This window comes from Kitasatospora viridis, assembly GCF_007829815.1.
Classification (GTDB): Bacteria; Actinomycetota; Actinomycetes; order Streptomycetales; family Streptomycetaceae; genus Kitasatospora; species Kitasatospora viridis.
This window is the reverse complement of sequence record NZ_VIWT01000001.1, coordinates 2,029,846-2,042,692: the sequence shown is the minus strand read 5'-3', so window position 1 is coordinate 2,042,692 and position 12,847 is coordinate 2,029,846. Positions and strand designations below refer to the sequence as shown.

The following is a 12,847-nucleotide window of genomic DNA, read 5'->3' as shown; positions in this document are numbered from 1 at the left end:
CTCTGCTCGGATGTTCAATTCGGAACGAGTGGCAGGAACGCCACTCTCCATCGAATTGCTGCCAGCTCTTCGGTAGGCTGGCCGACATGCTGAAGAGCGTGGTCGCCGTGGTGATGGAGGAGGTCCACCCGTTCGAACTCGGGGTGGCCTGCGAGGTGTTCGGGCTGGACCGGAGCGAACAGGGCCTGCCGGCCTACGACTTCGCGCTGGCCTCGAACCGGCCGGGGGAGCTGCGCACCCACGCCGGTTTCAGCGTCAACGTGCCGCACGGGGTGGAGCGGCTGGCCACCGCCGACCTGGTGGTGGTGACGGCCAGCGGGATCCGCGAGGAGTACCCGATCGAACTGATCACCGCGCTGCGGGAGAGCGTGGCGCGCGGCGCCCGGGTGCTCTCGATCTGCAGCGGCGCCTTCCTGCTCGGCGCGGCCGGCCTGCTGGACGGCCGCGGCTGCACCACGCACTGGCGCTACACCGACGAGCTGGCCGCCCGCTTCCCGCTGGCCGCCGTGCACCCGGACGTGCTCTACGTGGACGAGGACCCGGTGATCACCTCGGCCGGCACCGCCGCCGGGATCGACGCCTGCCTGCACCTGGTGCGCAAGCTCCAGGGCGCGGAGGTGGCCCGGGGGATCGCCCGCCGGATGGTGGTCGCCCCGCACCGCGACGGCGGCCAGGCCCAGTACGTCAACCGTCCGCTCCCGGAGCCCGACGGCACCCCCTTCAGCGGCGTGCTCGACTGGATGCGCGCCGAACTCGACCGCGACTGGACGGTGGACCAGCTCGCCGCGCGGGCCCACATGGCCCCGCGCACCTTCGCCCGCCGCTTCCAGCAGGAGACCGGCACCACTCCGCTGCGCTGGCTGATCGGCCAGCGGGTGCTCTTCGCCCAGCGCCTGCTGGAGGAGACCGACGAGCCGGTCGAGTCGGTGGCGGCGCGGGTCGGCTTCGGCAACGCGGCCACCCTGCGGCACCACTTCGGCCGGCGGGTGGGGACCACGCCGCTGGCGTACCGGCGGGCCTTCGCGGGGTAGCGGCGGGGGCGGGCGGGGGTCGACGGCCGAGCCGCCGGCCGCCCGGGAGGGGCGACCGGCGGCTCGGGGAACCGGTGGGGCGTTGCCGGCCTTACTGCGCCCGGCGGGCGGTCATCGGCGAGACGCCGACGCCACCGCCGCCCGGGTTGTTCGCGTTGGTGCTGTCCTTCTGGTACTGGTCTGCCAGGTCCTGGAAGTAGAGCTGGCTGGGGTACTGCTTCCCGGTGCTGTCCGTGTAGTAGTCACGGGTGAGGTTGAGCGGGCCGGTGTCGGTGTGGTCGGTCGCGACCGCGGCGGCGAAGTTGATCGCACCGTCGGCCTTGCCGCCCAGCCAGTTGGCGTTGCTGGTGCAGGCTCCGGCGGTCGGCGTCGACGATCCGCACAGGATGTAGTTGTTGACGGTCTGTCGGGTCGTCTCCGCGGTGCCGGTGATGGCGGGGTTCGCCGGGATGGTGGCGACGAACACCCCGACCTTGCGGGAGCCGCCGTTGGCGTCGGAGTACCGGATCCTGACCGACTGGGCCAGCGCGCCGAGCTTGTTCTCCAGGTCGGTCGCGTTGGAGCCGGACAGCAGGTCGGAGGTCCCGGTGGAGATCAGCACCGAGTGGACGTTGGCCACGGCGAGCGAGGAGCGGTCGATCGGGTCGGTCGCACTCCCCGGCGCGTACTGGTTCGCACTGCCCGACAGGGTCGGCAGCAGGTTGTTGCTCGTGATCCAGCCGTTCTGGCCGTTGTTGACCACCGCGTACAGCGGGTAGCTGATCGGGTCCGACGCGTTGGCCTTCACCACGTCCCCGTAGATCAGGTCGGACAGCTGGTAGTGGCCGTTGGGGGTGGTGGTGTCGCTGTTGACCGTCTGGTCCCCGTAGAGGACCAGCGCGCCGGTGTTGCCGCTGGTCGGCGAGACGTCGATGCCGCTGAGCCAGTAGGCGTTGTCGTCGGACGTGGTGAACGGCGTGCCCGTGGTGTCCGCGGTCTGGTCACCGGGCGCCGAGCTGTACCAGGTGGCGTTCTTGGCCGCGCTGTGGAACGCGGCGTCGGTGGTTCCGCTCGCCAACTGGTAGGAGATCAGCAGCGTTTCGTTGCTGGTGGTCGGGAAGCCGAGGCCGTCGCTGGTGACGTCCCCGCCGGCCGGAATGGTGACGGTCTGTGAGCCGTTGTTGAAGGTCACGCCGACCGGGGTGGTGGTGGGCACCGCACCGCTCTGCTGGTGGGCCACCGTCACGTGGTTGAGGGTGATCGGCTGGCTGCCCAGCGCGTTGGAGAGGCGGAGCCGCAGGTTGGCGCCCGGCAGGGTGATGCTGACCGCGGTCCGCTCGGTGGTGGTGCCGAGGGCCTTGCCGTGGGTGTCCTGCTTCGCGCCCCAGGTGCCGGTCCAGTTCTGCAGGAGCGAGCTGCCCGGGACGTAGGAGGCGGGCCGGATGCCCACGCCCATGATGTGCAGGGCGTTGGTGCCGTAGACCAGGCGGTTGGTGACCACGGGCAGGGTGATGCTCTGGATCGCCACGCCGGGGCAGGGGAGGGCGACCGAGATCGGGAACAACTGCGGGCCGTACGAGTCCGTGCCGTTCGACAGGTTCCGGTTGGCGAAGCCGACGGCGTGGGTGCCGGGGTCGCCCTTCACCCAGTCGGGGACCATGTCGAGCGAGTAGGGGTAGCTGGTGGTCGTGCCGCAGACCGAGTGGCCGGTGGAGTCGGTGGGGTAGGTGATCGTCCCGGTGACGCTGGAGTTGTAGGCGCTGGTCACGTTGCCGCCGGTGGCGAAGGCGAGGAACTCCACCGCGTTGCCCGCGTTCGCCGCGGCCGTGCCGCCGACGGTGACGGTCTGGCCGCTGGACAGGATGTTGTCGGCCTTGCCCACGCTGTAGTTGGGCACGGTCATCGGCGCGCCGTTGACCGTGATCGGGGCGTTCGGGGTCCAGCCCGCGGCGGCCAGCTGGCCGGCCGAGAGGCTGGCCCCCACGCCGTCCGCGTCGGCGGCCAGGTGGTTGTTGTCGGCGCTGATCGCGGTGTTGTTCTGGCAGGCCGTCAGGTCCACGATCGTGCAGGTGGCGCTCATCGGGGCCAGCCGCAGGACGTCGATGCCGGCCTGGTAGCCGGCCGACGCGGCGTTCTTGCCGGTGATGGTGAGGGTCAGGGTGTGCACGCCCTGGGTCAGCGGGATCGGCTGTTGGGTGGTCTGGGAGAGCGGGGAACCGAAGTCGACGAACTGGGTCGTCACGACGGGCGCCGCCGGGTTGTAGGCGTCGAAGCCGGTGATCAGGGTGGCCGGCTTGGCGCCGCCCTGGTCGAGCGTCAGGGAGTACTGGCCGTAGTCCCCGGCCTTCGTCAGGTTCGCGCCCAGGTCCCAGTAGCCGGCGTGCGGGAGGTCGAAGCTGAAGGTCGCGCTGTCGCCGTTGGACACCGGGTTGGTGCCGTTGGCGAGCATCGCCTGACCGGCGCCGTACCAGGAGAACCAGCCGACCGGTCCCTGGGCGAACAGCTGGCCCGTGGTGTGGCTGGTGGCGGCCGGGACGGGCGTGGTCGTGTTGTCGTCGTTGGTCGCGGCGGCGACGCCGCTCACCAGCGTGTCGCCTGACACGAACCGCGGGGTCGTCAGGCCGGCCCAGAAGCCGAAGGCGTACTCGTTGGAGACGATGCCGGCCGGGCTGATCGTCTTGGCGTAGAGGGTGTGCGGGCCGACGGTGCCCACCGGGAAGGTGATCGCGGTGGCGGCCCCGGTGGACTGCACCAGGTACTGCTGGGCCCGGGTCGGGGCGCCGCCGCTCCAGGTGGGCGGGGGCGCGCTCTGGTTCCACTGGGTGGAGGTCAGGTCGCCGTCGAGCGAGAAGATGTAGCCCCAGTCGTTCGGGCCGTTGCCGGTGGTGAGGGAGAAGGTGCCGTTGTCCTGGTAAGCGCCGCCGAACTGGTTCTTGGGGAACTGGTTCGACTCGATGTCCGGGGTGCCGGGCATCGCGGTGCTGACGGTGAAGAAGACCCAGCCGGTGAACGGGCTCTGCATGTTGCCCTGTTGGCTCTGCAGTAGGCCGTGCCAGGCGTACTGGCCGTCGGGGAGGCCGGTCGCGGTGACCGGGCTGCTGGAGGAGGTGTAGTCACCCTGCCAGATGCCGCTCTGGTACACCGAGGTGACGCTGCCGTTGGACGCGTGGTAGATCTCGAAGCCGGCCTTGACCAGCTCGCCGTCGCGGTCCCCGCCGGAGATCTGCATGGTCACGTTGGAGGACGGCACGAAGGTGCCGCCCGGCCCGTTGACCTGCGGAGTGGTGCCGACCACCTGGGGGTTGTCCGGGGCGTAGTAGTAGGTGACCGTCCAGTAGGTCTGGGTGGGGTCGATCTTCTTGTACTGGTACTTCGTGGTCTCGTCGTGTGCGTCGACCTCGAAGTCGACGCTGCCCCAGTTGTTGGCTGCCGCGCTCTGGGCCGCGCCGATCACGTTGAGGACGTTGCTCGCCCCGGTGTTCCCGGGGTTGCACGTGCAGGAGGCGACGACGCTGCTGGAGGTGGGCTTGTTGCTCCAGTTGGTGTTGCCGTCGAAGAGCGGGTCCAACCGAACGTCGGTGGGCTGGTCGTTCTGCGAGACGCCGCTGAAGTACGGGTAGAAGTACGCGCTCTGGACGTTGGCGCCACCGAAACCGGAGGAGTTCATCTGGAAGTACGAGCGGAAGGTCTGGTTGCAGACGTAGGCGCAGCCGTCCCAGTTGCCGACGAAGCCGACCCGCGCGACGTTGCCGCTGGTGTCCTTCTGCCCGCCGTTGCTGAGCGTCAGCCAGCTGACCAGCGAGGGGTTTCCCGACCAGGCCGGATCGATGTACACCGGGTAGACGGTGGCGGGGGAGCTCAGCAGCCCCTTGTCCGGGGTGAGCGACAGCTGGTCCTGGGCGACCTTGAAGCCCAGCCGGGTGGCGTGGGCGGTGTCGCCGGGCCCGTGCACGCTGGACGGGGTGGGGGCGGCTGCGGTGGCCGGGGCCTGTGCGTCGGTCTGCGCGTTGGCGTGTGCGGCCGGGGTGACCGGCGCGGTCGGGGCGGAGGCGGAGTCCCAGAGCATCGGGGGCGAGGCCGCGAAGACGGTGTGCCCGCCGGAGTCGGTGGCCAGCGCGTCGCCGGTGTTGTCCTGGCTGAGCGTCAGGCCGTCGGTGGTGGTGCCGAGGTGGATCGTGGCGAGCTGCGGATTCGCCGCGGCCGCCGCCGACTTGACGACCAGCACCTCGCTGAAGCCGTCGCCGCGGGCGGTCACCGCGAGGTCCACGTCGGGCAGCACGGCGGGGTAGGTGGCGGTGTCGCCGCTGACCGCCGGTGCGGGCAGGGTGCCGGGCCAGCTGATCGACAGGCGCTTGCCGTCCCGGATCATGGTGATCAACGGGCCGTTGCCGCCGGGGGAGAAGGAGAGGTCGCTGTCGGTCGCGCCCGGGGCGATCCGGCCGTCGGCCCGCTTGGCGAGCGTGGTGTCGATCGGGGTCCAGGAGGCGCCCTTGCGGACCCGGACCGGAGCAGCGTGCTGACGCAGGGTCAGGGTGCCGTCGGGGTTGATCACGGTCTCGCTGGTCTCGTTGGTCAACTGGTCTACGGTGACCGGCGAGTTGGTCTTCTTCGCCTTGGCGAGGGCGGCGCTCTCGGCCTGCTGGAGCGCACTCGGGGCGGCAGCCGGCTTGGGCGAGGCCTGGTTGACCACCGGGCCGGCGGCTCCGCCTCGGGCACCGCTGGTGGGCGCGCCGGACTTACCGGGTAAGGCCGCGGGCGCGGATGCGGGCTTCGCGGGCGGGGCCGCTTGCGCGGGGGCCACCCCGGCGAGCAGGCCGGCCGTGAGCGCGCCGAGCGCCAGGCCGACCGCGGTGGCGCGGCGTGATCGCGCGCCTGGACTGGTGTGTGAGCTGTTGATGGCCATCGAGGCCGTTTCCCCCCAACGGTGTCGCGGTGCCTCTGGGGCACCCTGTGCACCACGCATTGTGCGCGCGGGGAGCGTCAGGATCGACGGTGGTTCGTGTGGCCTTTATCCACGTTATCTTCACTAAGTGCGGAAAAAGCGGACGCCTCAAGGGTCTTGTGTGACCAAATAGTTATGGATCGGGTACGCCGTTCATGGCAGAGTTGCCGCCGCATGACTCCACGTTAGATCGGCGCGTCCCGAGCACGACCGTGGTTGGGGCGTGCCGGTCTCCTTGTTGCGACCAGGGGAGAGGGCAACAGTTGAGTCCCGGACAGTTCCATGGGGTGGGGCGCCGGCGGTACGGCCGGCTGGCTTGGAGAACGACAGCGGCGTTAGCCGGAGCGGCGCTGGCCGTGGCCGGCCTGCCAGGGGTGGCGTTAGCCGGGTCGACGGCCAAGCCGAAGCTGCCGAAGCCGCCCGTCGAGCGGACCGTTGCGCCACGGAAGGCGATACCCGGGAAGGCCAAGCCGTCGACGGCCTTCCCCGTCTACAACCCGACGGTGGCAGCCGCGTTGCCGGGGGCGGGCAGTGCGGTGGTCGATCTGACCACAGCGGTACCGAAGGGCACCGCACCGAACGGCGCGGCACCGAATGCCGCCGCACCGTATGCCGCGCCGCAGGGGGCGGGGGGCCGGGCCGGCACCCTGCCGGTGTCCGTCGTCCCGGCGGCGCACCAGGGCAACGCGCCGATGGCCGCGGGCGCGGGCGCGGGCGCGGACTCGACGCCCACGCGCGTGCGGGTGACCACCGCCGACCAGGCGGTGGCGCAGCGGGCCGGTGTGCACGGCCTGCTCTTCGCCGTCGAGCCCGCCGATGCCGGTGCGGGAGCGGGCAGCGCGACCGTGAGCGTGGACCCGTCGTCCTTCCGCGCCGCGTTCGGCGGTGACTACGCCTCCCGGCTCCACCTGGTCGAGCTGCCGTCCTGTGCGCTGACCACGCCGGAGTTGGCGAAGTGTCAGGTGCAGACCCCGGTCCAGGCCGACCCGGCGAAGCCGCTGACGGCCACGGTGCACCTCGCTCCGGCGGCCCAATCGGCCGGGCAGGTCACGCCGTTCGCCGCCACCGCGGCAGGGGGCGCGGCACCGCAGGCCTCCTCCTCCGCCGTCGTGCTCGCGGCGACGTCGAGTCCCACCGGGTCCTCCGGGACCTACACGGCGACCTCGCTCTCGCCGACCGGTACCTGGTCCGCGGGCGGCAACACCGGCGCCTTCACCTACTCGTACCCCGTGCAGGTGCCGAAGGCGATCGCCGGAGCCACTCCGGACGTCTCGCTCTCGTACGACTCCTCCTCGCAGGACGGCCGCACGGCCGGCACCAACAACCAGTCCTCCTGGCTGGGCGACGGTTGGAGCTCCAGCGAGTCCTACATCGAGCGCTCCTACAAGTCCTGCGCGAGTGACAGCACTTCGGGTGCTCCGCAAGGCTCCGGGGACGAGTGCTGGGCGGGTCAGCTGCTGACCATGTCGCTCAACGGCAAGTCGACGCAGCTGGTCTACGACGACGCGTCGCACACCCTGCGGCCGGCCAGCGACGAGTCCACCGTGAAGATCGAGCAGCTGTACGGGGCGAGCAACGGCACCTACAACGGCGAGTACTTCCGGGTCACCCAGGACGGGGTCCAGTACTACTTCGGCCTCAACCAGCTCCCCGGTTACACCTCGGGGCAGCAGGCCACCCAGTCCGTGTACACCGTCCCGGTCTACGGCGCCCACGCGGGCGATCCGTGCAACTCCTCCTCGTTCGCCGGGTCCTCCTGCGTGCAGGGCTGGCGCTGGAACCTGGACTACTCGGTCGACCCGCACAGCAACGCGATCGCGTACTACTACCAGCCGGAGACCAACTACTACGGCGCGGACGCCCAGAGCACCGGCGTCGCCTACACCCGCGGCGGCTACCTGCAGCGCATCGACTACGGCATGACCGCCGGCACGGTCTACTCGGGCACCGCTCCCGAGCAGATCGTCTTCTCGGTGAACGAGCGCTGCATCCCCGGCACGCCCGTCGGCGCGGTCTGCGACGACGCGCACTTCGGTACCACGAACGCCAGTTGGTGGCCCGACGTGCCGACCGACCAGAGCTGCGCGCAGGGCTCGACCTGCACCGACTTCGCGCCGACCTACTGGTCCCGCAAGCGCCTGGCCAGCATCACCACTCAGGTGCAGGTCGGCGGCGCCACCCAGCAGGTGGACCGCTACGACTTCACCCAGTCCTTCCCGGACGGCGGTGACCACGCGCCCACCCTGTGGCTGGACAGCATCCAGCACACCGGTCTGGACACCAGCGCGGGCGGCAGCGGGCAGGTGAGCAACCCGGTGACCGGCTTCGACCCGCCGCGGCAGTCGCCGAACCGGGTGGGCACCGTCCCGAACGAGTCGCCGATGTACCACGACCGGATCCAGTCGATCAGCACCGAGACCGGCGCCCGGATCACCGTCGCCTACAACGACACCCAGTGCACTCCGGCCAACGTGCCCTCGGACCCGTCGACCAACACCATGCCCTGCTTCCCGGTGATGTGGACGCCGCCGGGTTCGAGCGCGCCGGTGCTGGACTGGTTCCACAAGTACACCGTGCACAGCGTCAAGACCGCCGACCCCAACACCAGTTACCAGGACGGTTCGTTCCCGGAACTGCTGACCACCTACAACTACGTGGGCGGCGCGGCCTGGCACTACGACGACAACGAGCTGGTCAAGCCGGAGGACCGGACCTACGGGCAGTTCCGCGGCTACCAGACGGTGGAGACCCGCTCCGGCGATCCGGCGGTCTTCCACCTCACCAACGGCACCCAGGTCAACGACGCCCTGACCCTCGCCAAGACCACCTACTTCCGCGGCATGTCCAACAACACGCCCAACGGCAGCGGCGGTTCGACCGTGACGCTGACCTCCCAGGACGGCGCGCACAGCGCCCAGGACGTCAACTCGCTGGCCGGGCAGGTCTTCGAGACCGACACCTACACGGGTGACGGCGGCAGCATCGACCACGCCACCGTGACCATCCCGACCATCATCGGCCCCACCGCCTCGCGGGCCCGCAACGGCCTGGCGCCGCTCACCGCCCAGATGGTGCGCACCGCCAACTCCTACAGCCGGCAGGCGGTCTCGTACGGCTGGCGGAACACCGAGACCGACAGCTTCTACAACACCACGCTCGGGCAGCCGACCACCGGCATGGTGGTGCAGTCGGACGACCGGGGCGAGCCCACCGCCAACGGCAACGTCGCCAAGTGCACCTTCACCCGGTACGCGTCCAACAGCGGTGCGGCGCTGGCCCTGACGGCCGAGACCATCACCACCGCGCAGGACTGCACGGGTGGCGGGGCCACCCCGTCCGGCACCCTGGTGAGCGACACCAGGGCCTCCTACGACGGGAACGCCTTCACCTGGGACGGCGCGGGCGGCGGCACGGCACCCAGCAAGGGTGACGTGACGCTCAACGAGACCGCCTCGGCGAGCAACGGTGCCACGGCGACCGCCTACCTGGCGACCGCCAAGACCGGCTACGACTCCTACGGCCGCGTCACCTCGACGGTCCGGACGCCCAACTCCACGGCGCCGGACGGCTCCAGCCTGGCCCAGAGCACCACGACCGCCTACACCCCGGCCTCCGGTGGGCTGCCGACCGGCGTCGTCAGCACGGTCCAGGTGACGGCGGGCGGCAGCCCGACCTACCAGACCACCACGACCACGCTGGACGCGGCCCGTGGTGTTCCGGTGACCAAGGTCGATCCGGCCCACCTGCGCACGGACCTGACCTACGACGCGCTCGGCCGGCTCACCGCGGTCTGGCTGCCGACCCAGTCGAAGGCTGCCAACCAGGCCGCGACGATGACCTACTCCTACCTCGTCTCGAACACGGCCGCGGTCGTCGTCACCTCCAACAAGCTGCTGGAGAACGGCTCCTACGCCCCGACCGAGAACGTCTACGACGCGCTGCTGCGGCCGCTGCAGGTGCAGACGGCGGGCGAGAACAACACCGTCGTCGTCTCGGACACCCAGTACGACTCGCACGGGTGGACGGTCCTCACCAACAACTCCTACAGCGCCAACGGCTCTCCGCAGCCCAAGGAACTGCCGTTCATCCAACTCAACGTGCCGGACACCACGGTGACCGACTACGACGGGATGGGCCGGCCCACCACGGCGAACGAGGAGCGCAGCACGACCACTTCGGCGGGGGCGGCCATCCAACTCACCCCGGCGGGCATGGTCACCCAGACCGCCTACACGGGCGACACCACCACGGTCTTCCCGAAGAGCGGCGGGGTGGTGACCCGGACCGCGGTCAACGCCCGTGGCCAGAACACGGAGTTGGACCAGTACACGACCGCTCCGTCGATCGGCGGCTCCGCCCAGGCGGGCTGGACCACCAGCGGCGGCGCGTTCAACGCGACCTCGTACGGCTACACGCCCGCCGGTCAGCAGGCCACCATCACCGGGCCGGACCAGGCGGTCTGGACGTCCTCCTACGACCTGCTCGGTCGGCGGACGCAGCAGGCCGACCCGGACGCCGGCACGTCGAAGTACGGCTTCGACGACGCGGGAAACCAGGTTTCGGCCACCGACGCCCGCGGCATCGAACTGGACTACACGTACGACCTGTTGGGTCGTAAGCTCACGGCTGTGGACAAGAGCAACAACAACTTCAAGTTCGGGGTTTGGAAGTACGACTCCCTGCAGGTTGGCAAGCTCAGCTACTCGGCGCGCTACGTGCCGGGGGCCTCCGCACCGTACGTCGTGATGTCCAAGGGATACACGGCCCTCGGCCAGTCCACCGGCACCGAGATCAAGCTGCCGGCCGAGGAAGCGCCGCTGCCCACCGACTACACCACCACCAACTCCTTCTCGACCAGCACCGAGGAGCTGCTCGACCAGCGTGACCCGGGCGTGGGCGGCCTGCTCACCGAGGACGTCCTGTACGGCTACGACGGCCTCGACAACCCGGTCACCATGCAGAGCGTCAACGCCATTGCCGGACCGGTCACTTACACCCCGCAGGGCGAGATCTCGGCGATGCGGTACGGGCCCTCCAACAACACGGCCCAGACGACCTACGGCTACGACGACCAGACCCGGCGCCTGACGAGCACTCAGACCAGCCGCACCCAGGCGCCCGGGCCGATCGTGGACGCCCTCGCCTACACCTACGACCCGTCGGGCAACCCGACCTCCACGGTGGACCAGCAGAGCGAGAACGGCAGCACGGCCACCGACACCCAGTGCTACCAGTACGACAGCCTGGACCGGTTGACCCAGGCCTGGACCGCCGCCGGGGCCTGCCCGGCCGCCGGCACCAACCCGACCAACGGCAGCATCGCCACCGGTCCGACCGCGTACTGGCAGTCCTTCGGCTACGACAACATCAGCGACCGGACCGCCAGCACCGACCACGCGGTCAACGGCGCGAGCGCCGACACCACGACCACGTACACCAACGGCGCCGCAGGCGGTGCCCAGCCGCACACCCTGACCGGCACCAGCACCACCGGCCCGGCCGGCACCACCAGCACCTCCTTCTCCTACACCCCCGCCGGCCAGCTGACCGGTCGCACCCCGACCGTCGGCACCGGCCAGACCCTGCACTGGAACGACGAGGGCCAGCTGGACCAGGTCACCCAGGGCGGCAACACCACCAATTACCTCTACGACGCGGACGGCAACCAGCTGATCCGCCGCGACCCCGGCCAGACCACCCTGTTCCTGGGCGACACCGAGGTCACCATCAACACCTCGACCACCCCGGCGACGATCCTGGGCGCCGTCCGCACCTACACCCTCGCCGGCCAGAACGTGGCCATCGCCTCCACCCTCCCGGGCGGCGGCGTCAGCTACGTCTTCAGCGACCCCCATGGCACCGCCACGATGACCATGGACACCACCACCCAGAAGCTCACCCGCCAGCAGTACAAGCCCTACGGCGAACTGCGCGGCGGCGCGACCACCGGCTGGATCGACCCGACCAGGGGCTTCCTCAACAAACCGGTCGACGCGACCACCGGGTACACGGACGTGGGCGCGCGCAAGTACGACCCGACGCTGGGGCGCTTCATCTCGGCGGACCCGGTACTGGAGGGCGCCGACCCCGGCCAGCTGGGCGGGTACACGTACGCGGGGAGCAACCCGCTGACGTTCAGCGATCCGACCGGTCAGATGCACGATCCCGGGTGTGGTTACAACGGTTGTGATTCGGGGTTTGTGGGGCCGCCTCTGGTCGCGATCACGGGTGGCGGAACCGGCGGATCAAGTGGTTCAGGAGGTTCGGGTGACCCCGGCAAGTCCAGTACCCCGACCTTCACGCCCGGGGCCTCGAAGCCCTCGAAGCCGGCTCAGGTCTGCGACTACACCTGCCAGATAAGCCAGGATCCGTGGTTCCGGGGGTCGATGCTCTGCAGCGGCGCAGGTGTGTTGACCACGGGGTGCAACGCGGTGAACGGTTTGGCCATCGGGCCGGGCAACCTCCAGTCAGTGCTGTCCGCAGCCACTCCGAACGCCGTTGACCCCGCAACGGCAACCGGCGATGTCGCGCGGCGGGCGGCCCAGGCCAGGTGGAACAGGCTGAGCCCGCGGGAGAGGGCGCTACTCCAAGCAGCCAAGAACCCCTACATGAGGCGCTTCGCCGCTGCCATGGGTCCCGTCAATCTCCTCGCCGGGGGGCTCTCGGGGTACCTGACGGCCAAGTCAAACGGTGACAGCCAGGCAGAGTCGATCACCATCGGCGGTGCGGACGCCGTGGTCGACGAGGGGATCTCCGGTCTCACGACGAAACTGCTGAGTGACACTCCGCTGGGCCCGGTGGGCGGCGCCATAGGTGGCGCCGTCCTGGCTGTGCCGCTGCAGAACGCCGCGAACAAGCTGATCTCGGGCGCGGCGGACTGGCTGTTCAAGTAACC

The 12,847-nt window shown here is 70.2% G+C and carries 3 protein-coding genes; 2 read left to right on the top strand and 1 reads right to left on the bottom strand.

Annotated elements, in window-relative coordinates; all coding sequences use genetic code 11:
* Nucleotides 1-86 precede the first annotated feature (86 nt).
* A complete protein-coding gene (locus tag FHX73_RS08980; protein ID WP_145904489.1) occupies nt 87-1,031 on the top strand; it encodes a helix-turn-helix domain-containing protein in 945 nt (314 codons plus the stop codon).
* Nucleotides 1,032-1,122: 91 nt separating this feature from the next.
* Here the strand turns inward: FHX73_RS08980 and FHX73_RS08975 are convergent, their stop codons facing one another.
* On the bottom strand, nt 1,123-5,913 hold the full coding sequence (locus FHX73_RS08975) for an SGNH/GDSL hydrolase family protein (RefSeq protein ID WP_145904488.1): 4,791 nt from the start codon (nt 5,911-5,913) through the stop codon (nt 1,123-1,125).
* A 542-nt stretch (nt 5,914-6,455) separates the two neighbouring features.
* Here FHX73_RS08975 and FHX73_RS08970 point away from each other — a divergent pair.
* Entirely contained in the window at nt 6,456-12,845 is a 6,390-nt protein-coding gene (locus tag FHX73_RS08970; RefSeq protein WP_145904487.1) for an RHS repeat-associated core domain-containing protein, read from the top strand.
* Nucleotides 12,846-12,847 lie beyond the last annotated feature (2 nt).

What these genes read in the sequence shown, in the direction of transcription:
- FHX73_RS08980 (WP_145904489.1), top strand. Translation starts at nt 87, where the DNA reads ATGCTGAAGAGCGTGGTCGCCGTGGTGATGGAGGAGGTCCACCCGTTC.
- FHX73_RS08975 (WP_145904488.1), bottom strand. Translation starts at nt 5,913, where the DNA reads ATGGCCATCAACAGCTCACACACCAGTCCAGGCGCGCGATCACGCCGC.